Source organism: Streptomyces sp. NPDC001415 (genome assembly GCF_053597395.1).
The window spans coordinates 25667-50668 of record NZ_JBSFIE010000023.1; the positions used below are offsets into that span (position 1 = coordinate 25667).

The 25002-nt window shown below is 71.7% G+C and carries 29 protein-coding genes and 1 pseudogene; 16 read left to right on the forward strand and 14 right to left on the reverse strand.

The window, feature by feature from the left end; genetic code table 11:
• Positions 1–3: 3 nt before the first annotated feature.
• A complete protein-coding gene (locus tag ACWC2B_RS26355) occupies positions 4–687 on the reverse strand; it encodes a pyridoxamine 5'-phosphate oxidase family protein (protein ID WP_450720679.1) in 684 nt (227 codons plus the stop codon).
• Between the two features lie 23 nt (positions 688–710).
• On the opposite strand from ACWC2B_RS26355, the gene ACWC2B_RS26360 reads away from it, so the two are divergent.
• Positions 711–2051 carry an aminotransferase class I/II-fold pyridoxal phosphate-dependent enzyme gene (locus ACWC2B_RS26360; RefSeq protein WP_450720681.1) on the forward strand — a complete coding sequence of 447 codons (1341 nt, stop codon included), beginning with the start codon at positions 711–713 and terminating at the stop codon, positions 2049–2051.
• Here the strand turns inward: ACWC2B_RS26360 and ACWC2B_RS26365 are convergent.
• On the reverse strand, positions 2045–3052 hold the full coding sequence (locus tag ACWC2B_RS26365; protein WP_450720683.1) for a DMT family transporter: 1008 nt from the start codon (positions 3050–3052) through the stop codon (positions 2045–2047). The genes ACWC2B_RS26360 and ACWC2B_RS26365 overlap by 7 nt on opposite strands.
• A gap of 74 nt (positions 3053–3126) precedes the next feature.
• Between ACWC2B_RS26365 and ACWC2B_RS26370 the strand changes: the two genes are divergently transcribed.
• Positions 3127–4029: a LysR family transcriptional regulator gene (locus ACWC2B_RS26370; protein ID WP_450720685.1), complete on the forward strand. Its 903-nt coding sequence runs from the start codon at positions 3127–3129 to the stop codon at positions 4027–4029.
• 43 nt (positions 4030–4072) lie between these two features.
• On the opposite strand, the gene ACWC2B_RS26375 is transcribed toward ACWC2B_RS26370, so the two are convergent.
• Positions 4073–4549 (reverse strand): pyridoxamine 5'-phosphate oxidase family protein, encoded by a 477-nt coding sequence (locus tag ACWC2B_RS26375; RefSeq protein ID WP_450720687.1) that lies wholly within the window; start codon positions 4547–4549, stop codon positions 4073–4075.
• Between the two features lie 108 nt (positions 4550–4657).
• Between ACWC2B_RS26375 and ACWC2B_RS26380 the strand changes: the two genes are divergently transcribed.
• Positions 4658–5308: an isochorismatase family protein gene (locus tag ACWC2B_RS26380; protein WP_450720689.1), complete on the forward strand. Its 651-nt coding sequence runs from the start codon at positions 4658–4660 to the stop codon at positions 5306–5308.
• On the opposite strand, the gene ACWC2B_RS26385 is transcribed toward ACWC2B_RS26380, so the two are convergent.
• Positions 5295–5750: a Rieske (2Fe-2S) protein gene (locus tag ACWC2B_RS26385; protein ID WP_450720691.1), complete on the reverse strand. Its 456-nt coding sequence runs from the start codon at positions 5748–5750 to the stop codon at positions 5295–5297. The two genes, ACWC2B_RS26380 and ACWC2B_RS26385, sit on opposite strands and share 14 nt — an antisense overlap.
• 260 nt (positions 5751–6010) lie before the next feature.
• On the opposite strand from ACWC2B_RS26385, the gene ACWC2B_RS26390 reads away from it, so the two are divergent.
• The 8 genes from ACWC2B_RS26390 to ACWC2B_RS26425 all read left to right on the forward strand — a co-directional run bounded on the left by ACWC2B_RS26390 (position 6011) and on the right by ACWC2B_RS26425 (position 12516).
• Complete coding sequence (locus ACWC2B_RS26390) at positions 6011–6385, forward strand: VOC family protein (protein ID WP_450720693.1); 375 nt, start codon at positions 6011–6013, stop codon at positions 6383–6385.
• A 67-nt stretch (positions 6386–6452) separates the two neighbouring features.
• The gene (locus ACWC2B_RS26395) at positions 6453–7325 is read left to right on the forward strand and encodes a HipA family kinase (protein ID WP_450720825.1); all 873 of its coding nucleotides are present in this window, start codon (positions 6453–6455) and stop codon (positions 7323–7325) included.
• Entirely contained in the window at positions 7322–7705 is a 384-nt protein-coding gene (locus ACWC2B_RS26400; protein WP_450720695.1) for a DUF3037 domain-containing protein, read from the forward strand. Before ACWC2B_RS26395 ends, ACWC2B_RS26400 begins: the two co-directional genes overlap by 4 nt.
• Positions 7706–7853: 148 nt before the next feature.
• Positions 7854–8615 carry a 3-oxoacyl-ACP reductase FabG gene (fabG, locus tag ACWC2B_RS26405; RefSeq protein WP_344373359.1) on the forward strand — a complete coding sequence of 254 codons (762 nt, stop codon included), beginning with the start codon at positions 7854–7856 and terminating at the stop codon, positions 8613–8615.
• A gap of 17 nt (positions 8616–8632) precedes the next feature.
• Entirely contained in the window at positions 8633–9394 is a 762-nt protein-coding gene (locus ACWC2B_RS26410) for an SDR family oxidoreductase (protein WP_450720697.1), read from the forward strand.
• A gap of 162 nt (positions 9395–9556) precedes the next feature.
• Positions 9557–11110 (forward strand): ABC transporter substrate-binding protein, encoded by a 1554-nt coding sequence (locus tag ACWC2B_RS26415; RefSeq protein ID WP_450720827.1) that lies wholly within the window; start codon positions 9557–9559, stop codon positions 11108–11110.
• A gap of 94 nt (positions 11111–11204) precedes the next feature.
• Positions 11205–11888, forward strand: a complete 684-nt coding sequence (locus ACWC2B_RS26420; protein WP_450720699.1) for a uracil-DNA glycosylase — start codon at positions 11205–11207, stop codon at positions 11886–11888.
• A gap of 154 nt (positions 11889–12042) precedes the next feature.
• On the forward strand, positions 12043–12516 hold the full coding sequence (locus ACWC2B_RS26425; RefSeq protein ID WP_450720829.1) for a hypothetical protein: 474 nt from the start codon (positions 12043–12045) through the stop codon (positions 12514–12516).
• A gap of 7 nt (positions 12517–12523) precedes the next feature.
• Here ACWC2B_RS26425 and ACWC2B_RS26430 read toward each other — a convergent pair whose 3' ends face one another.
• From ACWC2B_RS26430 to ACWC2B_RS26440, 3 genes are all read right to left on the reverse strand, one after another.
• Complete coding sequence (locus tag ACWC2B_RS26430) at positions 12524–12982, reverse strand: hypothetical protein (protein WP_450720701.1); 459 nt, start codon at positions 12980–12982, stop codon at positions 12524–12526.
• A 116-nt stretch (positions 12983–13098) separates the two neighbouring features.
• Positions 13099–13653 carry a DinB family protein gene (locus ACWC2B_RS26435; RefSeq protein WP_450720703.1) on the reverse strand — a complete coding sequence of 185 codons (555 nt, stop codon included), beginning with the start codon at positions 13651–13653 and terminating at the stop codon, positions 13099–13101.
• A 40-nt stretch (positions 13654–13693) separates the two neighbouring features.
• The gene (locus ACWC2B_RS26440; RefSeq protein ID WP_450720705.1) at positions 13694–14296 is read right to left on the reverse strand and encodes a TetR/AcrR family transcriptional regulator; all 603 of its coding nucleotides are present in this window, start codon (positions 14294–14296) and stop codon (positions 13694–13696) included.
• Positions 14297–14372: 76 nt separating this feature from the next.
• Here ACWC2B_RS26440 and ACWC2B_RS26445 point away from each other — a divergent pair, with 76 nt between their 5' ends.
• A complete protein-coding gene (locus ACWC2B_RS26445) occupies positions 14373–15611 on the forward strand; it encodes an FAD-dependent oxidoreductase (RefSeq protein ID WP_450720707.1) in 1239 nt (412 codons plus the stop codon).
• A complete protein-coding gene (locus tag ACWC2B_RS26450; protein ID WP_450720709.1) occupies positions 15608–16513 on the forward strand; it encodes a Gfo/Idh/MocA family protein in 906 nt (301 codons plus the stop codon). The genes ACWC2B_RS26445 and ACWC2B_RS26450 overlap by 4 nt, the downstream gene beginning before the upstream one ends.
• Here the strand turns inward: ACWC2B_RS26450 and lnt are convergent.
• On the reverse strand, positions 16437–18008 hold the full coding sequence (gene lnt / locus ACWC2B_RS26455; RefSeq protein WP_450720711.1) for an apolipoprotein N-acyltransferase: 1572 nt from the start codon (positions 18006–18008) through the stop codon (positions 16437–16439). The two genes, ACWC2B_RS26450 and lnt, sit on opposite strands and share 77 nt — an antisense overlap.
• Before the next feature lie 109 nt (positions 18009–18117).
• Positions 18118–18597 carry a nuclear transport factor 2 family protein gene (locus tag ACWC2B_RS26460; RefSeq protein ID WP_450720713.1) on the reverse strand — a complete coding sequence of 160 codons (480 nt, stop codon included), beginning with the start codon at positions 18595–18597 and terminating at the stop codon, positions 18118–18120.
• Between the two features lie 83 nt (positions 18598–18680).
• Here ACWC2B_RS26460 and ACWC2B_RS26465 point away from each other — a divergent pair, with 83 nt between their 5' ends.
• Complete coding sequence (locus ACWC2B_RS26465; RefSeq protein WP_450720715.1) at positions 18681–19475, forward strand: crotonase/enoyl-CoA hydratase family protein; 795 nt, start codon at positions 18681–18683, stop codon at positions 19473–19475.
• A 65-nt stretch (positions 19476–19540) separates the two neighbouring features.
• Here the strand turns inward: ACWC2B_RS26465 and ACWC2B_RS26470 are convergent, their stop codons facing one another.
• The 3 genes from ACWC2B_RS26470 to ACWC2B_RS26480 all read right to left on the reverse strand — a co-directional run bounded on the left by ACWC2B_RS26470 (position 19541) and on the right by ACWC2B_RS26480 (position 20889).
• Complete coding sequence (locus ACWC2B_RS26470; RefSeq protein WP_450720717.1) at positions 19541–20344, reverse strand: GNAT family N-acetyltransferase; 804 nt, start codon at positions 20342–20344, stop codon at positions 19541–19543.
• 52 nt (positions 20345–20396) lie between these two features.
• Positions 20397–20594 (reverse strand): hypothetical protein, encoded by a 198-nt coding sequence (locus ACWC2B_RS26475; RefSeq protein WP_450720719.1) that lies wholly within the window; start codon positions 20592–20594, stop codon positions 20397–20399.
• Positions 20595–20712: 118 nt separating this feature from the next.
• Entirely contained in the window at positions 20713–20889 is a 177-nt protein-coding gene (locus ACWC2B_RS26480) for a hypothetical protein (RefSeq protein WP_450720721.1), read from the reverse strand.
• A gap of 209 nt (positions 20890–21098) precedes the next feature.
• On the opposite strand from ACWC2B_RS26480, the gene ACWC2B_RS26485 reads away from it, so the two are divergent.
• Positions 21099–21476 carry a hypothetical protein gene (locus ACWC2B_RS26485; RefSeq protein ID WP_450720831.1) on the forward strand — a complete coding sequence of 126 codons (378 nt, stop codon included), beginning with the start codon at positions 21099–21101 and terminating at the stop codon, positions 21474–21476.
• A gap of 62 nt (positions 21477–21538) precedes the next feature.
• Here ACWC2B_RS26485 and ACWC2B_RS26490 read toward each other — a convergent pair whose 3' ends face one another.
• Complete coding sequence (locus ACWC2B_RS26490) at positions 21539–22411, reverse strand: undecaprenyl-diphosphate phosphatase (protein ID WP_450720723.1); 873 nt, start codon at positions 22409–22411, stop codon at positions 21539–21541.
• 239 nt (positions 22412–22650) lie between these two features.
• The gene (locus ACWC2B_RS26495) at positions 22651–23349 is read right to left on the reverse strand and encodes a TVP38/TMEM64 family protein (RefSeq protein ID WP_450720725.1); all 699 of its coding nucleotides are present in this window, start codon (positions 23347–23349) and stop codon (positions 22651–22653) included.
• A gap of 441 nt (positions 23350–23790) precedes the next feature.
• Here ACWC2B_RS26495 and ACWC2B_RS26500 point away from each other — a divergent pair.
• Positions 23791–24486 (forward strand): annotated as a pseudogene (locus ACWC2B_RS26500) (GTP-binding protein); the annotation flags it as partial.
• Positions 24487–25002: the final 516 nt, after the last annotated feature.

Here is a 25002-nt window from a genome sequence, read left to right on the forward strand (position 1 = left end):
CCGTCAGAGCGCCGACAGGTAGGCGGGCACGGGCAGCGCCGGGTCCAGGCCGTCCGCCGGGACGGGGGCGCCGTAACCGGGGGTGAGCGGCAGGACGCCGGACCAGTGGGGGAGCGAGAGGTCCTCGGGATCGTCGTTCGGGCCGCCGGTGCGGAGCTTCGCGGAGACCTCGTTCAGGTCGAGGCTGATCACCGCGGTCGCGGCCAGCTCCTTCGCGTTCGCGGGGCGCGAGTCGAGGGAGCGGCCCGGGACGACGTGGTCCACCAGCGCGTCGAGCGCGGTGCGCCGCTCCTCGGGGTCGGTGACCTCGTGGGCGATGCCGTGCACCACCACCGAGCGGTAGTTGATCGAGTGGTGGAAGGCGGACTTGGCCAGGACCAGGCCGTCGACGTGGGTCACGGTCAGGCACACCGGAAGGCCGGGATCGGCCTGGCCCGCCGCGCGCAGCGGGCGGGAGCCGGTCGAGCCGTGTATGTAGAGCCGCTCGCCGACCCGGGCGAAGAGCGTCGGCAGCACGACGGGCGCGCCGTCGCGGACGAAGCCCAGGTGGCAGACGTACGCCTCGTCGAGGATGCCGTGCACCAACTCGCGGTCGTACGAGGCCCGCTCGCGCGAGCGGGTCGGTACGGTGCGGTCGGTCGCCTGATAGGGGGCTGCGGTCGCGGTGTCCGACATTGCGTTCTCCATTGCACTAGTGCATAATCTATTTTGTGCTAGGAGAATATCGGATCGAAGGGCGCCGCGCATCGGAGATTGCCGAGAGCGTGGAGCGCGCGGTGGGCTCCGGAGGGCTCGAACCGGGTCAACTGCTGCCCCCGCTCAGGGAGTTGGCCACCGAGCTCGGCGTGAATCCCAACACCGTCGCGGCCGCCTACCGGCTGCTGCGCGACCGTGGAGTGATCGAGACGGCCGGCCGGCGCGGCAGCCGCGTGCGGCCGAGGCCCGCGAGCGCCGCCCGCGACCTCATCCGCGTGGACGTGCCCGACGGCGTGCGCAACATCGCCGACGGCAACCCGGACGCGACGTTGCTCCCGTCGCTGGGCGAGGCGCTGGCCGCCGCCGCCCGCGGCAACGCCGAGCAGCCGGAGCGCTACATGTACGGGCAGGAGCCCGTGGACGAGGAGCTGGCCGGCCTCGCCCGCGCCGACTTCGACGACGGGGGTGTGCCGGACGGGCCGGTCGGCGTGCTCTCGGGTTCGCTCGACGCCATCGAGCGGGTGCTCACCGCCCACCTGCGCCCCGGCGACGCGGTCGCGATCGAGGATCCCGGCTGGGGCGCGCTGCTCGACCTCGTACCGGCGCTCGGGCTGCGGCCCGAACCCATGGCCCTCGATGACGAGGGCCCGCTGCCCGAGGGGCTCGAACGTGCCCTGGCCGCGGGCGCCAAGGCCGTCGTGATCACCTGCCGGGCGCAGAACCCGACCGGCGCGGCCGTGAGCGCGGCCCGCGCCCGGGCCCTGCGCGGCGTGCTCGCCGCGCACCCCGGCGTGCTGCTCATCGAGGACGACCACGGCCACGGAATGGTCGACCTGCCGCTGCACTCGGTCGCCCCGGTCACCGAGCACTGGGCCTTCGTGCGGTCGGTGGCCAAGGCGTACGGTCCGGATCTGCGGCTCGCCGTGCTGACCGGGGACGCCGTCACCCTCGACCGGGTGCGCGGGCGCCAGCGGCTCGGGCCCGGGTGGGTCAGCAGGCTGCTCCAGCGGGCGGTCGTCGAGCTGTGGACGTCGGGCGCGGTCGACCCGGCGAAGGTCGCGCGCTCCTACCGCGAACGGCGCGAGGGCCTGTTGGGGGCGCTGCGCGAGCGGGGCGTCGAGGCGCACGGGCGCAGCGGGTTCGTGGTCTGGGTGCCGGTGCCCGACGAGACGGGCGCGGTGTCCCGGCTGCTCCACGCGGGTTGGGCGGTGGCGCCCGGCGCCCGCTTCCGGATGGCCTCGCCGCCCGGCGTGCGGCTCACCGTGTCGAGTCTGGCCCAGGACGAGATCGGGCCTCTGGCGGACGCCATCGCCTCCGCGATCGGCCCGGGCACCGGGACGCGCTACGCCTACTGAGAGCCTGTGTCCGAACCCGTGGACCCGGTGCGGCCGAGACGCGGACTCCAAGCCCTCGGCTTCGCGCGGGCGCGGCTCTGGGTGAGGGCCGCGCCCGCGAGCACGATGGCGGCGCCGACCGGCGTGTTCCAGCTGAGGCTCTCGCCGAGGACCGCGACGCCGGCGGCCGTGGCGATCACCGGGATGAAGTAGGTGACCATCTGCGCCGTCGTCGGGCCCACCTCGTTGACGAGCCCGTACTGGACGAGCACCGCGAGCCCCGTGCCGAGTGCGCCGAGCGCCGCGACCGCGAGGAGCGGAACGAGCGGGAAGGAGCTCGGGAAACCGGCGAACAGCGGGGTGACCAGAGCCAGTTGGAGGGTGGCGACGCCGAGCTGCGAGCCGATCAGGGACAGGTTGGAGTGGCCGCTGCCCGCCAGCGTGCGCCGGACGTAGATCCAGCCGATCGGGTAGCAGAGCGAGGCGAGCAGAGCCATCGCCGTGCCCGTGACGTCCAGGCCGTGGAAGCCCTGCCAGGCGCCGAGCACCGTGAGCACCCCGAGGAAGCCGAGGCCGAGCCCGGCGACCCGGCGGCGGGTCGGCCGGTCCTCGGAGAGCGCGACCATCGACAGAGCCATGCCCCACAGCGGCGAGGTCGCGTTGCAGATGCCGGCCAGTGTCGAGGGGATCGTCAGTTCCGAGTACGCGAAGAGCGAGAAGGGCGCGGCGTTGAGGAGCAGCGCCGCCACCGTGAGGTGCAGCCAGGTGCGGCGCCCGCGCGGCAGCCGCTCGCGTTTGACGGCCATCGCCACGGCGAGCACCAGCGTGCCGAACAGCAGCCGTCCGAAGGTCACCTGGAACGGCGCGTAGCCGTCCGTGCCGACCTTGATCAGCAGAAAGCTGAAGCCCCAGATCAGCGAGAGCGCCGCGAACCGGATGCGCCAGTCCAGGGCGGGGCGGCGCGGGACGGTTGTCGAGGTGGGTGTGGAGGAGGTGGCCCGGGACGGGGCGGTGGTGCTCATGACGACCAGGATGAGGCCGATAACTACGTAGCACAAGCGAGAAACCATGCGGGTAATCGGTTAGCATCGCTTACATGTTGAATCTGGAGCGCCTGCGCACCCTCGACGCGGTGGCCCGGCACGGCTCGGTGGGCGGTGCGGCCGATACCCTGCACGTGACGACCTCCGCCGTCTCCCAGCAGCTCGCCAAGCTGGAGCGGGAGGCCGGCCAGCCGCTGCTCGCCAAGAACGGGCGCGGCGTGCGGCTCACCGACGCAGGCCGGCTGCTCGCCGAGCACGCGGCCCGCATCCTGTCCCAAGTGCAGGTCGCCCAGGCCGAGTTGGAGGCCCAGCGCGGCCGGGTCGTCGGCGAACTCAGGATCGCGGGCTTCGCGACCGCCGCCCGCGGCCTGTTCCCCGCCGCGCTCGCCTCGCTGCGCGCCGAGCACCCGGGGCTCGCCGTCCGCTCGGACGAGCTGGAGGCCGACGAGTCGGTGCGGGGCGTGCTGCTCGGCGACCTCGACCTCGCGCTCGTACTCGACTGGTACAACAAGCCGCTGCCGCTGCCCGACGGGCTCGCCAAGCGGGCGGTCCTCGACGACCTCGCGGACGTCGCCCTGTCCGCCGGTCATCCGCTGGCCGACCGCGAGGCGGTGGACCTGGAGGAGTTCGCGGACGACGAGTGGATCACCTGGCCCGAGGGCGAGTTCTGCAACGAGTGGCTGATGTTCACCCTGCGCGGCAAGGGCATCGAACCGAAAATCGCCCATGTGGCTCGCGAACACGCCACCCAACTCGCCCTGGTGGAAGCCGGGTTGGGGGTCAGCATCGCCCCGCGCCTCGGCCGCGGTCCGATCCCCGACGGGGTACGGGTGGTTCCGGTGCGCGACGCGATGAGCCGCCACGTGTACGCGGTGTGGCGCGCCGACGCCGACCGCAGGCCCTCGATCCGGGCGGCGGTCGACGCGCTGGCGGCGGCGGGGGAGCGGCTGCTCTGAGGGCTTGGAGCCTCTCGCCCCCGCTCGGTTCAGACGGGGGCCACTACCGCCCGAACTCGCCGCCCAGCTTGCGGAAGTCCCACGACACCACGGTGTCCGGCGTCAGCCGCAGCCACGCGTGCCGCCCGTCGTGGACCATCTCCTCCAGGCCGAAGTTCTTCGCCGCGAACAGCCGCTCCACATCGGCGAGTTCAGGACACGGCTCCCCGGTGCGCGGGGCCTCGCCGACCGGCGCGACGCGACCGCTCAGCTCCACCCCGCGCAGTTCCCCGTACTCCGTGCCGTCGTCCACCACCACCGCGACCCGCGGGTCCTTGCCGAGCTGGGCCCAGCGGCGGCTGCGGGTGATCGAGTACAGCCAGAGCGAGCCGCCGTGCCAGACGTACCAGAGCGGGGCGACATGCGGGCTGCCGTCCGCCGAGACGGTGGCGACCCGGCAGGTGCGCTGCTCGCCGAGGAAGGCGTCGCGCTCCTGGTCGGTCATCATGATCCGGTGACCCCGGCGCTGTGTGGCGGCCATGTGCGCCATCCCTTCCACGGTTGCATGCCGAACAGGCATTCTGACGGTACGTCAGAAATCATGGCGCGCTCTTCCCCCGGAACGCAATGGCGGTTAGCCTCCCGCGCCATGGCGACGAAGGAACTCCTCGCGGAACAGCTCGACCCCGCCTCCACGGTCCTGATGACCGTCGAGTGCCAGCAGGGCGTGGTCGGCGCGGACAGCGCGCTGCCCGAACTCGCCAAGGAGGCAAGGGAGTCGGGGGCGCTGCGCAATGTGGCCCGCCTTGTGGCGGGCGCGCACGAGGTGGGTGTCCAGGTGCTGCACGCGGTCGCGGAGCGCCGCCCCGACGGGCGCGGGTCCAACCGCAACGCGCGGCTGTTCCGGGCCGCCGAACGGCTGCCCGTGCAGCAGTACTCCGGCTCGCGGGCGGTGCGGATCGCCGAGCCGATCGAGGTGGCCGACGAGGACATCGTCGTACGCCGCCTGCACGGCCTGTCGCCCGTGGCCGGCACGGACGTGGACCCGCTGCTCCGCAACCTGGGCTGCCGCACCCTCGTCGTCACCGGCGTCTCGGCCAACGTGGCCATCCCCAACGCGGTCTTCGACGCCGTCAACCTCGGCTACACGGTGGTGGTCGCGGCGGACGCGATCGCGGGGGTGCCGGCCGACTACACCCCCGCGATGATCCGCAACACCCTCGCCCTGGTCGCCACGGTGGCCGCCACCGACGACATCCTGGGCTGTCTCAAGGTGGCCCGCCGCGTCACGCGAGCTTGATCGAACCTCCCTCGACGGAGATCGCGGCGGCGGGCAGCGGGGACGGCGCGGGGCCGCCCTTGACGCTGCCGTCCGCGACGTCGAACTTGCTGCCGTGACAAGGGCAGTTGATGGTTCCGCCCGACACCGACGACACGGCGCAGCCCTGATGCGTGCACTTCGCCGAGAACGCCTTGAACTGGCCCGCGGTCGGCTGGGTGACCACGACGCCCTGCGCGGCGAAGATCTTCCCGCCGCCCTGCGGTATGTCCGACGTCCTGCCGAGTACACCCCCGGCGTCCTTGCCGCCGCCCCCGGCGGGCTTGGCGTCGTCGGCGCCCGCGTTGTCCGAGCCGCCCCCGCACGCGGTCAGCGCGGCGGCGATCCCGGCCGCGCCGACACACGCGATGACGGTGCGGCGCGCCGGTACCTGCACGGGTACGGACTGCGATTCGGTGCTCATGCTGACTGTCCTCTCGATGTATGACGCGTAGCTGCGTGAGGGTGTACGGGAGAGGCGCGCGGGGCGTTCAGCGATCCGCTCGGTTCTCGGAACCTGTGTCCAAGTCCAGTCGCGGTACCGCCCAGCGCCAATCGCCAGTTGCCCCGCCGCGGCACGGCCGAGGAACGGCGTACGGTTGCGCATGCCCGCCGCGGCAGCGGGTGCGGCCCCTCCCGTGCGGGGGAGTCGCTGAAACCGTCCAGGGACGAGGGGTGTCGGAAGTGATTCGAAAGCTGCAGGCGGTCGCGCTGGACTGCGCCGATCCGGTACGGCTCGCGGAGTTCTACGCGGAACTGCTCGGTGGCCGGGTGGTCGCGGACCCGGGGGATTCCGACTGGGTCGAGGTGCACGGGTTCGAGGGAACGCCGCTGGCCTGCCAGCGGGTGGACGGCTACCGGCCGCCCGAATGGCCCGGCCAGCAGCACCCGCAGCAGCTCCATCTGGACTTCGACGTCGACGACTTGGAAGGGGAGGAGAAGCGGGCGCTCGCTCTCGGCGCGACCGTCCTTGAGCGGACGGACCAGCTTCGCCCAGAGGCCAACTGGCGGGTCTACGCGGACCCGGCCGGCCATCCGTTCTGCCTCTGCCTCCACTGAGCCCACCGAGCCCTGCAGGGGCTGAGGCGGCCCTCGGGATCGTCACTATGCTCACTTCATGCCGAAAATGTTGAATGAGGTCGTCGCGACCCGGTACGTCACGCCGTTGCGTGAGGGCGGATCGCTTCCGGGGATCGTCGAGGCGGACGATTTCGGAACGTATGTCATGAAGTTCACCGGCGCCGGCCAGGGCCGCAAGACGCTCGTCGCCGAGGTCATCTGCGGCGAACTCGGCCGGCGCCTCGGGCTGCGCGTCCCGGAACTGGTCACCATCCAGCTCGACCCGGTCATCGGCCTGTCCGAGCCCGACCAGGAGGTGCAGGAACTCCTGAAGGCGAGTGGCGGCCTCAACCTCGGGATGGACTACCTGCCGGGCTCGCTCGGCTTCGACCCGCTCGCCTACCAGGTGGACGCGGCCGAGGCAGGGAAGGTCGTCTGGTTCGACGCGCTGATCAACAACGTCGACCGGTCGTGGCGCAACCCCAACATGCTGGTGTGGCACGGCGACCTGTGGCTCATCGACCACGGCGCCACGATGATCTGGCACCACAACTGGCCCGGTGCCGCGGCCTCCGCGGCCAAGCCGTACAACGCCTCCGACCACGCGCTCGCGCCGTTCGGCCCCGACGTCGCCGCCGCTGCCGCGGAGCTCGCGCCCCTGGTCACCGAGGAGCTCCTGACCGAGGTCGCGGCCCTGGTGCCCTGCGAGTGGCTGGTCGACGAGCCCGGATTCGACAGTACCGACGCGCTGCGCCGCGCCTACGTCGAGCCGCTGCTCGCCCGCGCCGCGACGATCCACGAGCGGATCACGCTGGACGCCCCCACCGCGGCCAAGCCCTCGCAGGCCCCCGGCTGGCTGACCGAGCCCGCCAAGCCGTGGCCGCACCCCACCAAGAACACCCAGAACAGCAAGAGCCCCGAGAAGGATGCCGAACGTTGAGCAAGCGCGATGTCTTCGAGTACGCGCTGCTGCGCGTGGTGCCACGCGTCGAGCGCGGTGAGTGTTTCAACGCGGGTGTGCTGGTCTACTGCCGCGCCCGCTCCTTCGTCGCGGCACGCACGCATCTGGACGAGGCGAAGCTGAAGGCGCTCGACCCGGCCGCCGACGTCGTGGGCGTACGGGCCGCGCTGCGCGCCGTCGAGGGTGTCTGCGGCGGCGGCGAGGGGGCCGGACAGGCGGCGGGCGACGACGCCGGCCGCCGCTTCCGCTGGCTGATCGCGCCGCGCTCCACGGTCGTCCAGCCGGGCCCGGTGCACACCGGCCTGACCGCCGATCCGGCGGCCGAGGCCGAGCGGCTGCTCGACCTCCTGGTGCGCTGAATTCCGCCCCGGCAGGGGTGTGACATGCGCCGGGGGATCCGTGGGCCGTTGACACCGGGTGCCAGGGCTTCTAGCGTCTCGACTGCTGAAGCTACTAAGCGGTTGCTCAGTGACTGAGGGCCGCGGATCCCAGGGCGAGGAGAACAGCATGTCCACCACCGAGCAGCGTGTCGCCATCGTGACCGGGGCGGCGCGGGGCATTGGCGCCGCGACCGCCGTCCGGCTTGCGGCCGAGGGCCGGGCCGTCGCCGTACTCGACCTCGACGAGGCGGCCTGCAAGGACACCGTCGACAAGATCACCGCGGCGGGCGGCCGGGCCATCGCCGTCGGCTGCGACGTGTCGGACAGCGCCCAGGTGGAGGCGGCCGTCGAGCGCGTCGCGGCCGAGCTCGGCGCGCCGACCATCCTCGTCAACAACGCGGGCGTGCTGCGCGACAACCTCCTCTTCAAGATGAGCGAGTCGGACTGGGACACCGTGATGAACGTGCACCTCAAGGGCGCGTTCCTGATGGCCAAGGCCTGTCAGAAGCACATGGTGGATGCCAAGTGGGGCCGCATCGTCTCGCTCTCCTCGTCCTCCGCCCTCGGCAACCGCGGCCAGGCCAACTACTCCGCCGTCAAGGCCGGCCTGCAGGGCTTCACCAAGACCCTCGCCAAGGAGCTCGGCAAGTTCGGCATCACCGCCAACGCGGTCGCCCCCGGCTTCATCGTCACCGAGATGACCGCGCAGACCGCCGCCCGGGTCGGCATGGGCTTCGAGGAGTTCCAGGCAGCGGCCGCCACCCAGATCCCCGTCCAGCGCGTCGGCTTCCCCGAGGACATCGCCAACGCGATCGCCTTCTTCTCGGGCGACGCCGCCGGATTCGTCTCCGGACAGGTCATGTACGTGGCCGGCGGACCGCTCAACTAAGGCCAGGGGCAAGGGACATGACTGAACTTCCTGAACTGTCGGGCAAGGTGGCCCTGGTCACCGGAGCCAGCCGCGGCATCGGCTACGGCATCGCCGAGGCGCTCGTCGCCCGCGGCGACCGGGTGTGCATCACCGGACGCGGCGAGGACGCCCTCAAGGAGGCCGTCGAGAAGCTCGGCTCCGACCGGGTCATCGCGGTCGCGGGCAAGGCCGCCGACGAGGCCCACCAGGCCACCGTCGTCGAGCGCACCATGGAGGCCTTCGGCCGGGTCGACTTCCTGGTCAACAACGCCGGCACGAACCCGGTGTTCGGCCCGATCGCCGAGCTCGACCTGAACGTCGCGCGCAAGGTGTACGAGACGAACGTGATCTCCGCGCTCGGCTTCGCGCAGCAGACCTGGAAGGCCTGGCAGAAGGACAACGGCGGCGCGATCGTCAACATCGCCTCCATCGCCGGCGTCTCCGCCTCGCCCTTCATCGGCGCGTACGGCATGAGCAAGGCGGCCATGGTCAATCTGACCCTCCAGCTGGCGCACGAGTTCGCGCCGGTGGTCCGGGTCAACGCGATCGCCCCGGCCGTGATCAAGACCAAGTTCGCCCAGGCGCTCTACGAGGGCCGCGAGGCGGAGGCGGCCGCCGCCTATCCGCTGGGCCGGCTCGGCGTGCCCGCCGACATCGGCGGCGCGGCCGCCTTCCTCACCTCCGAGCAGTCGGACTGGGTCACCGGACAGACGCTGGTCGTCGACGGCGGGCTGTTCCTGAACGCCGGAGTGCACTGACGCGAAGGAGTCCGCGAACACTGAGCGGATTTGCTCCTGAATATTCCAAAGTGCCCTGCTGAGACGGTCGGTCGAATCAGCGGGGCACTGCGGTATGGTCTGCCGACCCATGGCCGATCGAGGAGCGTGCACGTGTTCAAACGGACCATCTGCCGGCGCACCATGGCGGCCCTTGCGTCCATATCCCTGCTCGGTGGCTGCGGACTGCTCTCGGGGGGCAGTTCTCAGGCGCAGCAGGAGATCACAGTGGGGACGACGAGCGAACCGAGCACACTCGACCCGGCCGCGTCCTGGGACGGATCGTGGGAGTTGTACCGGAATGTCTTCCAGACCCTGGTGGCCTTCCCGACCGGCAGCAGCTCCCCGCAGCCCGACGCCGCGCAGTCCTGCCAGTTCCAGGACAAGTCGAGCCGCACGTTCACCTGCACATTGCGCAAGGGAATGACCTTCTCCGACGGAGCCAGGCTCGACGCGAACGCCGTCAAGTACTCCATCGACCGCATCGTGAAGATCAATGTGAAGGCGGGCCCCAAGGGGCTGCTCAGCAGCCTGGACCACGTCACCGTCGACAACGACCTGACCGTCACCTTCCACCTCAACAAGCCGGACGCGACCTTCCCGTACGTGCTCGGCGCGCCCGCCATGTCGATCGTGGACCCCAAGGCCTACCCGGCCGACAAGCTCCGCGACGACGGCGGGCTCACCGGCTCGGGCCCGTACACGCTCGACTCGTACAAGCCGGGCGACCGCGCGGTCCTGAAGAAGAACGACAGCTACCAGGGCTTCGCGCAGCTCAAGAACGACGGCGTCACCATCCGCTACTTCCGCGACTCCAAGACCATGGTGGACGCCCTCAAGAGCAAGCAGATCGACGTCACCTACCGCGGCATCACCGCCGACGAGGTCGAGGACGTACGCAACGAGAAGGCCGCGGGCAAGCCGCTGGAGCTCGTCGAGAACACCGGCACCGAGATCCGCTTCCTGGTGTTCAACCCCAAGGACCCCGAGGCCGCGAACCCGGCGGTACGCCGGGCGGTCGCCCAGCTCGTCGACCGCGACGCCCTCGTCGCGAAGGTCTACAAGGGCACCGCCGAGCCGCTGTACTCGATGGTCCCGACCGGCGTGAACGGGCACACCACCAGCTTCTTCGACGCCTTCGGCTCGCCCAGCGTCGACAAGGCGAGGCAGATCCTGCGCAAGGCCGGCATCACCGCCCCGGTCCCGCTCACCTTCTGGTACACCACCGACCGCTACGGCTCCTCCATGGCGGCGGAGTTCCAGGAACTCAAGCGCCAGCTCGACGCCTCCGGGCTGTTCAGCGTCACGCTCAACAGCCGCCCCTGGAAGACGTACACCGAGGGCTTCCAGGCCGGCGACTTCCCCGTCTTCGGACGCGGCTGGTTCCCCGACTTCCCCGACCCGGACAACTTCATCGCGCCGTTCGTCGGCAAGGAGAACGCGGTCGGCACGCCCTACGATCCGCGCGAGATCACCACGCAGCTGATCCCGCAGTCCCGCGAGATCTCCGACCGGGGCGCGGTGAGCAAGCAGTTCGAACGCGCCCAGGACATCCTCGTCGACGACGTACGGCTGCTGCCCCTGTGGCAGGGCAAGCTCTACATCGCGGCGAGCGACGACATCGCGGGCGGCGAGCGCGCCATGGACCCGCAGACCGTCATGCAGATGTGGGAGCTGCACCGCAAGACCAGCTGGTAGGAGCGGGCGCGGACGGCGTTGTCAGTGCCTGGGGGTAGGTTCGGAAATCCGCAACGAGAGTGCGGTAACCGAATGTCCCACGGAGGTTGTTGACGTGACCGATATCGCCATGCTGCCCGAATCCTGGCAGGGCGTCCTCGGCGAGGAGCTCCAGAAGCCGTACTTCAAGGAGCTCACCGCGTTCGTCGAGGAGGAGCGGGCGAAGGGCCGCGTCTTCCCGCCCCGCGAGGAGGTCTTCGCGGCCCTGGACGCGACGCCGTACGAGAAGGTGAAGGTCCTGATCCTCGGCCAGGACCCCTACCACGGCGAGGGCCAGGGGCACGGCCTGTGCTTCTCGGTGCGGCCCGGTGTCAAGACGCCGCCGTCGCTGCGCAACATCTACAAGGAGATGCGCGACGAGCTCGGCCTGGACATCCCCGACAACGGCTATCTGATGCCATGGGCCGAGCAGGGCGTGCTGCTGCTCAACGCGGTGCTCACCGTGCGTGCCGGCGAGGCCAACTCGCACAAGGGCAAGGGCTGGGAGAAGTTCACCGACGCGGTGATCCGCGCGGTCGCCTCGCGGCCCGACCCGGCGGTCTTCGTGCTGTGGGGCAACTACGCGCAGAAGAAGCTCCCGCTGATCGACGAGGAGCGCCACGTCGTGGTCAAGGGCGCCCACCCCTCGCCGCTCTCGGCCAAGAAGTTCTTCGGCTCGCACCCGTTCACGCAGATCAACGAGGCGGTCGCGGCGCAGGGCCACGCCCCGATCGACTGGCGCGTGCCGAACCTGGGCTGAGGCGGATCGGTCAAGGGGGTGGCCGGGCGTTGTGACGGCGTCCGGCTGACAGGCCCGGGACCCCGCCCGAGCCTGAGGCCGATTGTCAGTGGTGGCCGCTAGCTTCGGAGTCGTTCGGCTTTTCGTGACGACTGGACGACTGGTGGAGACAGCGGTGACGGACATGCAGGAAGCCCCGGGGGACATCGTGATGACCCGGATCGGGCAAGCGATGATGCTGCTGCACGGCGGGGACCGCGAGGAGGCCCGCAACCGCTTCGGCGCCCTGTGGACGGAGATCGGCGAGGACGGCGACGCGCTCCACCGCTGCACCCTGGCCCACTACATGGCGGACGCCCAGGACGATGCGGGGGACGAACTGGCCTGGGATCTCAGGGCGTTGGCGGCGGCCGACGGCCTGAGCCAGGAGCGCCTCACCGAGCACCACGCCTGGCTCGCGGTGCGGGCCTTCTACCCCTCGCTCCACCTCAACCTCGCCGCCGACTACATGAAGCTGCACCGCCCCCAGGAGGCCCGGCTCCACCTCGACCGGGCCCACGCCGCCCTGGACGCACTGTCCGACGACGCGTACGGGAACGACATCCGCGAGGCGGTGCGGCGGCTTGAGAGACAGCTGGACGCCGTATGACGGGCCGTCAATTGCCATAGGCCTCACGGCAGATGCGTGCCTCCGGGCTGTCCGCCTGCCAGCCGCCGTAGCCCTGGCCCAGTGCGCAGATGCCGCCCGCGGCGGGCGGCGCCGGGGCGGGCCGGGGGTGCTGCTTCCTGGGAGCGGCGGTGTGATGCCTGGGCTGCTCGGCCCGGGGACGGTGGTGAGGGCGGGGCGCGTCCCGATGCTCCGCCTTCGGCGGCGGTGTCGGCGAAGGGGGAAGGGAGGGGGAGGGGGCGTCCGGGGGTGTGAGCGTGTCCAGGGCCTCGCGGGCCGGGGCCTGGACGACCTGCGGGGCGACCTCGCCCTGCTGCCGGGTGGGTGGGGCGGGTCGCTGGGCGGGCGTGGTCCGGGCGTCGACGGAGACACAGCCCGAGACGCATCCGCAGACGGTGAGGGCCGCCAGGGCCGTCATGAGCTTCAGCGCGTTCCTGGTTCGGTGCATCAGGCAACTCTGCTGGCTGCGGCGGGAGTTGGGCGACCGTGCGGGCCCACAATGGCCCGCACGAGTGACCCGGGCACGCCCCGGTGTACCCGGCTGCCCCGGTGTTTCCCTGGGGCTCACTCGCCCGTCGAGCCGTCGATCGCCTCGCGGATCAGGTCGGCGTGGCCGTTGTGGCGGGCGTACTCCTCGATCATGTGGGTGTAGATCCAGCGGAGGTTGAAGTGCTGGCCGCCCCGGGCGGTGCCGATGCTGAGATCGTCCAGGTCGTGCTTGGCGGCGTGCGAGCGGGCGGTCGCGACCTCGCGCCGCCAGGTGGCCAGGGCATCCGCGTAGGTGTCGTCGGCGCCGAAGTGGAAGTCGCCGTCCGGGTCCTCCTCGGTCCCGTACACCCAACTGTCGGGCTCGCCGCCGAACACCGTGGTGAACCACCAGCGTTCGACCTCGGTCAGGTGGCGCAGCAGTCCGAGCAGGGTGAGCGTCGAGCTCGGCACGGCGGCCCGCTTGAGCTGCTCGTCGGTGAGCCCGGAGCACTTCCAGACCAGCGTTCGGCGGTGGTACTCCAGCCAGCCGTCGAGCATCGCCCGCTCGGTCGCGTCCAACGCGGGCTCGTTGCGCTCGTCCGGCTCGGTCGTCTCGGTCTTCTGGGCCGGAGGTACTTCGGAGGTCGTCATGCCGTCATCCTGGCCGACGGCCTCGGCCCGCGGCCAACGGTTATCCGAGCGGCGGCCCGGTCAGCATCCCGCGCAGCAGCTCGGTGAAGCCGCGGCGGATCTCCGGCTCCGACGGCACCTCGGCATGGTAGGAACCGGCCACGCAGGAGAACATCAGGCCTTCGCTGAACGAGATCAGGCAGAGGGCGTGGCGTTCGGGCGCGCCTGACCCGGCGGCCTTCATCAGCGCCACGAGCGGCGCCCTGAACTGCCGCCCGGCCGCGTCGTAGTACGCGCGCAGCTCCGGTCGCCGGGTCGCCTCCAGGGCCAACTCGTAGCGGGATACGAGCAGTTCGCGGTGGCCGGTGAGATAGCGGTGCAGGGCCAGGGCCAACGCGCCGGCCAGGCCGTCGAGACCGCTCCCCGGCGCCGGCATCTCGGCCGGGACCAGCACCTTGGCCTCGCGCTCGGCCAGCCGCCTGACCGCCGCTTCGAGCAGCGCCCGGCGGGTCCGCGCCTGGTTGGAGGTCGAGCCCTGAGGCAGCCCCGCCAGTTCGTCGACGGCCCGGTGGGTGAGCCCGCGCATGCCCCGCTCGGTGAGCAGGGCGAGCGCCGTGTCGGCGATGAGTTCGGCACGCGAGGTGCCCGGGGTGCGTGCGGCCATGGGATCAATCTATCCCGTGCACTACGGCTGTAGTACCGTGAGCTTCTCACTACAGGCGTAGTCGACAGGGGGCGTCATGGACGGATGCAGCGGCAACGGGGCACCTCGCGCGGTGGTCGTGGGCGGCGGAATCGGCGGGCTCACCGCCGCCGTGGCCCTGGTACGGCGGGGCTGGCGGGTCACCGTCCTGGAGCGGGCGGCGGAGCTGAAGCCGGTCGGCTCGGGGATCGGCCTCGCTCCCAACGCCCAGCGGGCCCTCGACGTCATCGGCCTCGGCGACGCCATCAGGGCGCTCGCCGCCTGGCAGGGGGAGGGCGGCCTGCGCACCCCGAGCGGCCGCTGGCTCTCGCGCACCGACCCGCAGGCCGCGGCCAAGGCCTTCGGCGGCCCGATGGTCCTGCTGCACCGGGCGACCCTGATCGACACCCTCGCCGCCGCGCTCCCCGAAGGGGCCCTGCGCACCGGCGAGTCGGCGGAACTGGCCGACCCCGGGGCCGCCGACCGCCCCGCCGTGGTACGCACCGCCGACGGGGACATCGAGGCGGACCTGGTCGTCGGCGCCGACGGCATCAACTCCGCTCTGCGCAAGGCCCTGTTCCCCGCCCACCCCGGCACCGCTTACTCCGGATTCACCACCTGGCGCGTCGTGGTGCCAGGCCACGGCCGGCCCTTCGCTCCGCACGAGACCTGGGGGCCCGGCCGCATCTGGGGCACCCAGCCGCTGAAGGACGGCCGCGTCTACGCCTACGCGGCGGCCAGGGCCCCACAGGGCGGACAAGCCCCCGACGGTGAACTCGCCGAACTGCACAAGCTGTTCGGCGCCTGGCACGATCCGATCCCGGCCGTCCTCGAAGCAGCCGAGGGCGTCCCGGTGCTGCGCAACGACGTCCACCGGATCGCCGAGGCGCTGCCCGCCTACCACCGCGGCCGGGTCGCCCTCATCGGCGACGCCGCCCACGCCATGGCGCCGACGCTGGGCCAGGGCGGCAACCAGGCCATCGAGGACGCCATCGTCCTCGCCCACCACGCGGATCCGTACGGAGGTCTCGCCACCGGCCTCGCCCACTACAGCGCCGAGCGGCTGCCCCGCACCATGGGCATCGTCCGCAAGGCGGAGCGGACCGCACGGCTCAACATGCTGCGCAACCCGGCAGGCATCGCGGTCCGCAACGCCCTGATCAGCGCGGTCTCCGCCCTCGGCCCCGCTGTCGCGCTCCGCTCCTTCGCGGACATCGCCACCTGGCAGCCACCCGTGCGCACGTATGCTGACCAGGCAAGGAAGCAGGACACCGCTCGGCGACAGGAGACCCCGTGAAGGTCGGATGCATCGGACTCGGGGACATCGCGCAGAAGGCCTATCTGCCAGTTCTGACCATGCTGCCGGGCACGGAACTGCATCTGCAGACCCGCACCCCGGCCACCCTCGCGAAGGTGGCCGACACCCACCGCATCCCGGCCGCGCAGTGCCACACCGACCTCGACGCGCTGCTCGCGCAGGACCTCGACGCGGCGTTCGTGCACGCGCCGACCGAGGTGCACCCGGCGATCGTGGCCCGGCTGCTCGAAGCGGGCGTGCCGACCTATGTCGACAAGCCACTGGCGTACGAACTCGCCGAGTCCGAGCACCTGGTGGCGCTCGCCGAGGAGCGCGGCGTCAGCCTCGCCGTCGGCTTCAACCGGCGGCTCGCGCCCGGCTACGCCCAGTGCGCCGACCATCCGCGCGAGCTGATCCTCATGCAGAAGAACCGCGTCGGGCTTCCCGAGGACCCGCGCACCCTGGTGCTCGACGACTTCATCCACGTCGTGGACACACTGCGCTTCCTCGCGCCGGGACCGATCGATCACACCGTCGTACGGGCCCGGGTCCGCCGCGGGCTGCTGGAGCACGTGGTCCTCCAGCTCTCCGGCGACGGCTTCACCGCGATCGGCACCATGAACCGGATGAGCGGGTCCGCCGAGGAGATCCTGGAGGTCTCCGGGCAGGACACCAAGCGCCAGGTCCTCAACCTCGCCGAGGTCGTGGACCACAAGGGCCAGCCGACCGTGCGCCGCCGCGGCGACTGGGTGCCGGTCGCCCGCCAGCGCGGCATCGAGCAGTCCGTCCACGCCTTCCTCGACGCCGTACGGGCGGGCAAGACGATCAGCGCGCAGGACGCGCTGGCGACCCATGAGCTGTGCGAGCGGGTGGTGCGGGAGGCCCTGGAGCAGGCTTCCTGAGAGCGCGCGCGCCTTCGGCCGCGCAGAACAGGGCGAGCGCCGCGAGCGCCGAGTACACCGCCCAGTCGCCGAGCCGCACATAGGGCGTGGTGCCGGTGGCGAGCGGGACGTCGTAGACAGCCGAGGTGCTGGCGGAGGTGGGGAGCCACGCGCCGATCCGGCCGCCGTCGGGGCCGTAGACCGCGCTGATCCCGGTCAGCGTCGCATGGACCGCCGGGCGGCCCGTCTCGGCGGCGCGCAGCGCGGCAAGCGAGGCGTGCTGGGCGGGCGCCCAGGTGTCCTGGAACGTCGAGGTCGACGACTGCGCGATGAGCAACTGGGCGCCCCCGCGCACCAGATGGCGGCTCATGTCGGGGAACGCGGACTCGAAGCACACCAGCGGCCCCACCCGCACCGCGTCCGGCAGCGTCATCACCACGGGCGTCGTGCCGCGCTGCCGGTCCTCGCCGGCCGCCTTGCCGACCGAGGTCGCCCAGCCGAGCAGCGAACGGGCCGGGACGTACTCGCCGAACGGCACGAGCCGCATCTTGTCGTAGCGCTGCCCGGTCGGGCCGCGGGGCCCCACCAGGACCGAACTCTTGAAGATCCCCGGCTTGTCGGACCTGCGCGCGTCCACGTTCACCAGGATGTCCGCGCCCAGGTCCTTGGAGAGCGCCGCGATCCGAGCGGCCAGGTCGGGGCGGGCCGCCAGATCCTGTCCGACGCTGCTCTCGCCCCACACGACGAGGTCCACGTGCTGCCCGGCCAGCGCACGGGTCAGCGCCTCGCTGCGGGCGAACCGGACGTCACCATTCTCGATCACGCCGGGCTGCACCACGGCGACCCTGATCCGGCCGTCCCGCTCCATGTGCGGCGCCCACATCCACACGGCCCCGGTGGTGAGGGCGCACACCACCAGGACGGACACCATGGCGATACGTACAGGGGGGAGCGCCACACAGAGGACGACGGCGGTGTTGACCGCCACCACGAGCAGGCTCACCAGCCACACCCCGCCCACCGACATCAGCCGCAGCGCCGGAGCGACCTCCCACTGGCTCGCGCCGAGCAGCCCCCACGGCCCGCCGAGCCCCTGCCACGACCGGACGAGCTCCACCACCAGCCATCCCGAGGGCACCACCGCGACGGCGGTCAGCGCGCGCGGGACCGAGGGCCCGCAGCCCAGCGTCGCGCGCACCAGGATGCCCCACGGCGCCCAGAGCAGCCCGAGCAGCCCGGCCAGGACCACGATGAAGACGTTGAGGCTCGGCAGCAGCCAGTGGTGCACCGCGAGCATGAACCCGACGCCGCCGAGCCACCCGTCGAGCGCCGCCCGCCGGGCGCTGCCAGCGGAGCGGACAAGCAGCAGCCAGGGCACCAGGGCGACGTACGCGAACCACCACAGCGAAGGCGCCGGGAAGGCGAGGGAGGGCAGCGCCCCGGCGAGCACCGCGGCCGCCCCGCGCCACCGGGCATCGCTTTGACGCGGTGTGTGACGGCCGACCGGAATCCGCATGCAGCGCCTCCTTGCCCGCCCCCGTGATCAGTTGGGTTCTCCTGCCAGTGTGCAGGTCAGGGACCGCCGCGCACAGACGGCCCGGCGCCCGGCGCGTCCCGCCCGCCGCTCATTCCCCGGCGAGCGCCCCCGACATCCGTCGCCACTTCTCGTGCACGGTCACCGACCTCAGCCGCCAGCCCGCGTCCGTACGGACCAGCGAGAAGGCGTAGCGGCCGCCGGACTCGAAGTCGGGGGCGGGCGGGGTGCCGTCGCCGTTGGCGCCGAAGCACATCGGGTTGAGGTAGTCGGCGCGCAGCTCGGCCCGGTCGCCCGGATAACCGCCGAGGTCCTGCAGGGTCAGCAGCCGGTTGGCGATCAGGTGCTGGCGGACCGGGAAGAGCCGCATGGTCTCCGCGAGCCAGCGGGCCACCTCCTCGGCCGAGCCCTCGATGCCGCCCGCCGGGCGGTAGTCCGCGCGGCCGTCGGCGGCGAACAGGGCGCGGTAGGCGGTCCAGTCCCCGTCGTCGACGGCCGCCGCATATCCGGTGATGAGTTCGTCGACGGCCAAGCGGTCGAGCAGGGTCCCGAGATCCACGCGCTGCGTCATCGGCTCAGTCTGTGCCAGCGAGCCCGGAACGCCAAGAGCCCTGCACTTGTGGCTGGTTGGCGCCCCGTGCTACCGCTGGCGCCATGACTGATGAGACGGCTCCGGCGGTACGCAGCGAACGGCGCGGCCCGGTCACGACGGTGATCCTTTCGCGGCCCGGCGTGCGCAACGCGGTGGACGGCCCGACCGCGAAGGCCCTCGCCGACGCCTTCCGCGCCTTCGAGGCCGACGAGGGGGCCTCGGTGGCGGTGCTCTGGGGCGAGGGCGGCACATTCTGCGCGGGCGCCGACCTGAAGGCCATCGGCACCGAACGCGGCAACACCGTCACCGAGGACGGCGACGGCCCGATGGGACCGACCCGCCTCAGGCTCTCCAAGCCGGTGATCGCGGCCGTCGCCGGTCACGCGGTGGCGGGCGGCCTCGAACTCGCGCTGTGGTGCGATCTGCGGGTGATGGAGGAGGACGCCGTGTTCGGCGTCTTCTGCCGGCGCTGGGGCGTGCCCCTGATCGACGGCGGGACGGTACGGCTGCCGAGGCTCATAGGGGCGGGCCGCGCCATGGACCTGGTTCTCACCGGGCGGCCGGTGGACTCGGCCGAGGCCCACGCCATCGGCCTCGCCGACCGGGTCGTCCCCACCGGCACCGCCCTCGCCGCGGCGCAGCGGCTGGCCGCCGAGATCGCCGCCTTCCCGCAGACGTGCCTGCGCCACGACCGGATGTCGCTGCTCGAACAGGAGGGCCTCGGCGAACCGGAAGCCCTGCTGGGCGAGGTGCGCCACGGCGCCCACGCGCTGGAGGAGGCGACCAGGGGAGCGGCGAGGTTCGCGGCGGGGGCCGGCCGGCACGGAGCGTTCGAGGAGTTCGAGGGCCAGGGCTGACCGTCGGCTCTCGCGGCTCCCCGATGTGGCGCCGCTCTCACGGTCGGCGGACAACGCGCCCGCGCTTACGGCCGGCGGATGTACGGCGTCGTCACCGTCAGCGGGGTGAAGCCGAGGCGCTGCAGGATGGGGCGGCTCTGGTCGGACGCGTCGACCTGGAGGTAGCGGTAGCCGCGCTCGGCGGCGATGCGGGTGCGGTAGGCGATCAGGGCGCGGTAGATCCCCTTGCCGCGCCACTCGGGGAGGGTGCCGCCGCCCCACAGACTGGCGAACTCGGTACCGGGGTGGAAGTCCATGCGGGCCGCGCTCACCGGCACGTCCCCGGCCATGGCAACGACCGCCGTGATGGTGTCGGGGGCCTCGGCGAACTGGGCGAGGAGGCGTTCCCTGACACGCGCGGAGGAGTCGTTGCCGAAGGCCCGCTCGTGGACGTGCGTCATGAGGTCCACCCCGGCCGTGTCGGTCACCGGGCGCAGGGTGATGCCGTCGGCGGGCTCCACGTCGAGGGGGAGGTCCGCGACCCGGGCGACCATGAGGGTCTCCTCTGGCTCGGCCTCGAATCCGGCCGCGCGCAGGCGCTGCCCGAGGTCGGCGGGGCGGTCGTGGGCGTACAGCTTCCACTCGCACTCGTTGCCGAGCGAGGCGAAGTGGCGGGCCTGGGCCGCGATCTCCGCGTCCGCGGTCGCCGCGGTCAGGTCCGACCAGAGGATGCCGTTCCACACATGGCCGGGACCCACCTGCCGTACGACGTCGCCGGTCCGCTCGATCGTCGCGCCAAGGCCGTCCGGCAGGGCGTTCTGCCGTATCTGCCGGTCGAAGATCGCGAGCAACTCGTCATCGGTGCCGCTGTGCGGCGTGTTGGTGTGCATCCGGCCACTCCAACACCGTGACCAGGGCCACAGCAACTGGAATTCGCGGGGCTCAGGCCCGCCGACGCGAGGCGGCTCCCGCTGCCACGGGGGTGCTTTCGTCCACCGCCGCGGCCCACTCGGTGAGCAGCCGCTCGTACTCCTCCGCGGGCCAGTGCCCGTCCGCGCCGTCGACGAGCGCACGGATGGCGTCGTTGGCGGCGTTCAGGTCGGACGGCGCGGGGCCGGGCCGCTCGGAGGAGGAGGACATGCGACCAGGCTACGGGGCCGGTCGGACAACCGACCCGGCCAAATGCGCCGAACCCCAGGTGGGAGCGGTGGGGTGGTGGGCAAGATCACAGGCTGTGGGACGTTTGGCCCGCCCGATGTCAGGCCGCCTGGGCGGCGTCATCGCGTACGGCCGCGGCCCACTCGACCAGGAGCCAGTGGTAGCGCTCCTCCTCTTCGGGCGAGAGGCGCCCGTCGGACCGCTCCCACAGCGAGCGGATCTCCGCGTTCACCACGTCGGCAGGGCGAAGGGAGCGGCGGTCGAAAGTCGGGGGCATGGGGAGAAGCCTACGGCCATCAGGTGACCCAGCGCCACGGAGTGGGAACTCTCAGCCAACATGAGGCAGTTGAGGGAGGTGAGGAGGCCGATATGAAGCGGTTCCCGGGGGCGGAATCCGGACAGGTGGCCGCACCGGCGCGACAACTGCCCGGCTCGGTCGGGGCGTTGCCCGGCACCGGGGCGGACGTCGCCGCCTATCCTCGCGGCATGGAGCAGAGCGAGGTTCTCAAGCGAGTGATCGGCATTCTCACCGAGGCCGGGGACTACCGCCGCCGCATCGAGGCGGACGCCGAACGGGGCGCCCGGGACACGGAGATCGGCATCGTCACCGCTCTGCTCAACGAGACGATGCCGCACATCGAGATCCCGGCCGACGCCACCCCGCAGGAGATGGCCGCCCTCGTGGCCAGGGAGGTCGGCGGGGCCATCCGCCAGCTCGTCGCCGCGTTCAGCCTGGCGTTCGTGGCGCTCGCCCAGGTCCACGACTCCGGCGAGCAGGACGTGACATCGGCCGACGTGCTCCAGGACCTGGCGCTGCGCGCGGAGGAGCTGAAGGGGGACGGCCCGGAGTCGTCGGCGGGCTGACGGAGGCAACTCCCGTACGGATCCCCTTGCTTGTGGCTCAACTCCCTTACGAATGGCGCGAGTTAGAGGCCGCCGCCCGCGTCCGGGCTGAGGGTGCCCGCGGCGATGAGGACGAACAGGGCGATGCCGAGCACGATGCGGTAGACCACGAAGGGCATGAAGCTCTTGCTGGAGATGAACTTCATAAACCACGCGATCACCGCGAACCCCACGCCGAAGGCGATGACCGCGGCGAAGAGCGTCGGAAGCATCGGAGCCTGACCCGGGCCGCCCGCGTCCTTCAGCTCGAAGACCCCCGAGGCCAGTACGGCGGGGATGGCGAGCAGGAAGGAGTAACGGGCCGCCGCCTCGCGGGTGTAGCCCATGAGGAGGCCGCCGCTGATGGTGGCGCCGGAGCGCGAGACGCCCGGGATGAGGGCCATGGCCTGGCAGATGCCGTAGATCAGGCCGTCCCTGGTGCTGAGTTCGCGCAACGACTTGCGCTCCTTGGCGGCCCGGTGGCGGCCGCCCGACTCGTCGCGGGCCGCGAGCCGGTCGGCGATGCCCAGCACGAGGCCCATCGCGACCAGGGTGGTGGCGATCACCCGCAGATCGCGGAAGGAGGTGTCGATCTGGTGCTTCAGGACGATGCCGAGCACCCCGATCGGGATCGAACCGATGATGACGAGCCAGCCCATCCGCGCATCGTGGTCATCGCGCAGGGAGCGGTCGGTGAGCGAGCGGAACCAGGCAGAGACGATCCGCGCGATGTCCTTGCGGAAGTAGATGAGGACGGCCGTCTCGGTGCCGATCTGCGTGATCGCCGTGAACGCCGGACCCGGGTCCTGCCAGCCCGCGAAGGCCGCGGTCAGCCGCAGATGCGCGCTGGAGGAGATGGGCAGGAACTCCGTCAGCCCCTGGACGAGCCCGAGTATGAACGATTCGAACCAAGACATGGGTTGCTGTGCCATCCAAGAGGGTCGGGGGCCGCGGCCGGTGGGCACGACGGGGACCGGCCGGAGCGCCGGGGCAGCACGGCTGCACCGGAGATCTTGCGCGGATCGAGGGCACGGTAACGGCCGTGGGTTAACGGATGGTTGACACTACGAGGCGTGGGGGAAGCGCGGCCGGTACGGCGAAACAGGGGGGCTCCCCGCGAGGGCGGCCGTACGTCGGCTCCGCCCTGCCGCTACCGCTACCGCAGCCGGTGGCGCTTGCGCCAGGCCACCGCGGCGGCCGCGGCTCCGCTCAGCACGATGAAGCCCATCGCGATCAGGAAGGCGGGCGAGGTCGGCGACGAGGCGCTGCTGCCCGCGACGACGTACGCGAGGGTGTTGGGGACCGAGCCGAGGCCGGTCGCGAGGAGGAACGGCGCCCAGCCCATGCGCGAGACCGCCGCGCAGTAGTTGGCGGCGGCGAAGGGCACGCCGGGGAACAGCCGGATCGCCATCATCGAGCGGAACCCGTGCCGCGACAGCTGGCCGTCCGCCGCCCTCAGCCAGCGCCCGCGCAACAGGGGCCGCAGCGCGTCCTGCCCGAGCACCCGGCCGAGCCCGAACGCAATGCCTGCGCCCAGCACGGTGCCCGCGAGGGAGGACGCGAATCCGGCCCAGGTGGCGAAGAGGGCCCCGGCGGCCAGATTGAGGATCGGGCGCGGCACGAACGCCGCCGTGCACAGCCCGTACGCCACCGCGAAGAGCACCACCGCGCCGGCCCCGCCCACCTGCGGCGGCCAGCCGTCGGCGAGCAGCCGCTGGGGCTGCAGCACCAGCACGGCACCCCCTGCGGCCGCGAGCACCACGACGAGCAGCCCGAGCCGCGCCCACGGCGAGAGCACTGCTCTCGCGCAGCGGGCGGCGAGGCCGGGGGACGGGCGGACGGCGGGGGCGAGCATTCGGGGAGACTAACCGACGCCGACGGATGCCCGGTGTAAGAGCCGGCCTGCGCGAGGACGCCAACACCGACCCGGGCGCGGTACGCGCCACAGCGGCGGCCGAGCGCGAACGCCTGTCGCCGCTGTCCGTGCGCGGGGCGTCGAAGCACCTGTGGGCGGCGCCCGACGCCCCGACTTCCGCCCGCCGAAAACCATTCGACGCCTCCCCGCCCACCAGGGATGATCGGCGACATGTCCAGGTACGCCTTCCTCGCAGCGCCCTCCGCGGGCGCGGACACGCCGAAGGCTGCCGTCATCACAACGGCCTCCGCAGTCGCAGCGTCCCTCGGTGGCGCCCGAAGCTGACCCTTCCCGGACAGTCCGGCGGACCCCGCACGGGGAGGGTCGGCCGTATCGAGGGGTCCGAGCACAGCTCCGCGACCACGCGAGGGACATTCAGCCATGCCCAAGACGGCATACGTACGCACCAAGCCCCACCTCAACATCGGCACCATGGGCCACGTCGACCACGGCAGGACGGCCCTGACCGCCGCCATCACCAAAGTGCTCGCCGAGCGCGGCAGCGGCACGTTCGTGCCGTTCGACCGGATCAACCGGATCGACCTGGTCGACCGGGCCCCGGAGGAGGCCGCCCGCGGCACCACCATCGACATCGCGCACGTCGAGTCCGAGACCGGCACCCGCCACCACGCGCACGTCGACATGCCGGGTCACGCCGACTACGTCAAGAACATGGTCACCGGCGCCGCCCAACTCGACGGCGCGATCCTCGTGGTCTCCGCACTCGACGGGATCATGCCGCAGACCGCGGAGCACGTCCTGCTCGCCCGTCACGTGGGGGTGGACCACATCGTGGTCGCGCTCAACAAGGCGGACGAGGGGAACGAAGAGCTGACCGACCTGGTCGAGCTGGAGGCCCGCGAGCTGCTCTCCTCGCGCGGATACGGAGGAGACTCCGTGCCCGTCGTACGGGTCTCGGGGTTCAAGGCCCTTGCGGGCGAGCCGCGTTGGACCGAGGCGGTCGGCGCGCTGCTCGACGCCGTGGACACATATGTGCCCATGCCCGAACGGTACCTGGACGCGCCGTTCCCGCTGCCCGTCGAGAACGTGCTCACCATCACCGAGGTGGGGGATGTGGGCGGATTTACGTTCCGAATGGAGTGCGGTGGGTGTGTTGAGGGGTTGCGCGCGGCTGGGGTGAGGGGCTGGCCCTTCCGCCGTGGTGAGTGAGCCGGCATGCGGGGGAGAGCCGCGCGAGGCCGGGCTCTGGGGCTGATGGCCGGCAGGGAATGCGAGGTGCCCCGGCCGGCCCTGCCTGGATTAGCCGTCGAAGATCATCATGTTCAGGCCAAAGTTTTTCGCCCGATTCTCTACGAATTAAATGGGTTGGGTAATTTCTGTCGGGAGTTGAATTTGGCGGGGCGGTGAAATTGTGCCAACCGATGCGTTTGGTGCTTCCTCTGTGATCCGGTATTTGCGGCCTGGACGCCTCGTGTGCGCCGTCGTCGGCGGTGCCCCGATGGATCGGCCGATTCCGGGGAGCCTGGTCACGGTGGAGCCGGGGCCGATTGAGGTGGCGTGATTGCATGGGAGGGGTATCGCAGGACCACTCGCCATGAACGGAGCAGCCATGATAAAGAGTTCGGGACGGAC

Excerpts from the sequence above, each read along its gene's own strand:
- ACWC2B_RS26480 (WP_450720721.1), bottom strand. The coding sequence starts at position 20,889 with ATGCCCCCGACTTTCGACCGCCGCTCCCTTCGCCCTGCCGACGTGGTG.
- ACWC2B_RS26435 (WP_450720703.1), bottom strand. The coding sequence starts at position 13,653 with ATGACGACCTCCGAAGTACCTCCGGCCCAGAAGACCGAGACGACCGAG.
- ACWC2B_RS26375 (WP_450720687.1), bottom strand. The coding sequence starts at position 4,549 with ATGGCCGCCACACAGCGCCGGGGTCACCGGATCATGATGACCGACCAG.
- ACWC2B_RS26380 (WP_450720689.1), top strand. The coding sequence starts at position 4,658 with ATGGCGACGAAGGAACTCCTCGCGGAACAGCTCGACCCCGCCTCCACG.
- ACWC2B_RS26365 (WP_450720683.1), bottom strand. The coding sequence starts at position 3,052 with ATGAGCACCACCGCCCCGTCCCGGGCCACCTCCTCCACACCCACCTCG.
- ACWC2B_RS26485 (WP_450720831.1), top strand. The coding sequence starts at position 21,099 with ATGGAGCAGAGCGAGGTTCTCAAGCGAGTGATCGGCATTCTCACCGAG.
- ACWC2B_RS26430 (WP_450720701.1), bottom strand. The coding sequence starts at position 12,982 with ATGCACCGAACCAGGAACGCGCTGAAGCTCATGACGGCCCTGGCGGCC.
- fabG (WP_344373359.1), top strand. The coding sequence starts at position 7,854 with ATGTCCACCACCGAGCAGCGTGTCGCCATCGTGACCGGGGCGGCGCGG.
- ACWC2B_RS26490 (WP_450720723.1), bottom strand. The coding sequence starts at position 22,411 with ATGTCTTGGTTCGAATCGTTCATACTCGGGCTCGTCCAGGGGCTGACG.
- ACWC2B_RS26445 (WP_450720707.1), top strand. The coding sequence starts at position 14,373 with ATGGACGGATGCAGCGGCAACGGGGCACCTCGCGCGGTGGTCGTGGGC.
- ACWC2B_RS26385 (WP_450720691.1), bottom strand. The coding sequence starts at position 5,750 with ATGAGCACCGAATCGCAGTCCGTACCCGTGCAGGTACCGGCGCGCCGC.
- ACWC2B_RS26355 (WP_450720679.1), bottom strand. The coding sequence starts at position 687 with ATGGAGAACGCAATGTCGGACACCGCGACCGCAGCCCCCTATCAGGCG.
- ACWC2B_RS26470 (WP_450720717.1), bottom strand. The coding sequence starts at position 20,344 with ATGCACACCAACACGCCGCACAGCGGCACCGATGACGAGTTGCTCGCG.
- ACWC2B_RS26410 (WP_450720697.1), top strand. The coding sequence starts at position 8,633 with ATGACTGAACTTCCTGAACTGTCGGGCAAGGTGGCCCTGGTCACCGGA.
- ACWC2B_RS26440 (WP_450720705.1), bottom strand. The coding sequence starts at position 14,296 with ATGGCCGCACGCACCCCGGGCACCTCGCGTGCCGAACTCATCGCCGAC.
- ACWC2B_RS26475 (WP_450720719.1), bottom strand. The coding sequence starts at position 20,594 with ATGTCCTCCTCCTCCGAGCGGCCCGGCCCCGCGCCGTCCGACCTGAAC.
- ACWC2B_RS26460 (WP_450720713.1), bottom strand. The coding sequence starts at position 18,597 with ATGACGCAGCGCGTGGATCTCGGGACCCTGCTCGACCGCTTGGCCGTC.
- ACWC2B_RS26465 (WP_450720715.1), top strand. The coding sequence starts at position 18,681 with ATGACTGATGAGACGGCTCCGGCGGTACGCAGCGAACGGCGCGGCCCG.
- lnt (WP_450720711.1), bottom strand. The coding sequence starts at position 18,008 with ATGCGGATTCCGGTCGGCCGTCACACACCGCGTCAAAGCGATGCCCGG.
- ACWC2B_RS26415 (WP_450720827.1), top strand. The coding sequence starts at position 9,557 with ATGGCGGCCCTTGCGTCCATATCCCTGCTCGGTGGCTGCGGACTGCTC.
- ACWC2B_RS26395 (WP_450720825.1), top strand. The coding sequence starts at position 6,453 with ATGTTGAATGAGGTCGTCGCGACCCGGTACGTCACGCCGTTGCGTGAG.
- ACWC2B_RS26495 (WP_450720725.1), bottom strand. The coding sequence starts at position 23,349 with ATGCTCGCCCCCGCCGTCCGCCCGTCCCCCGGCCTCGCCGCCCGCTGC.
- ACWC2B_RS26370 (WP_450720685.1), top strand. The coding sequence starts at position 3,127 with ATGTTGAATCTGGAGCGCCTGCGCACCCTCGACGCGGTGGCCCGGCAC.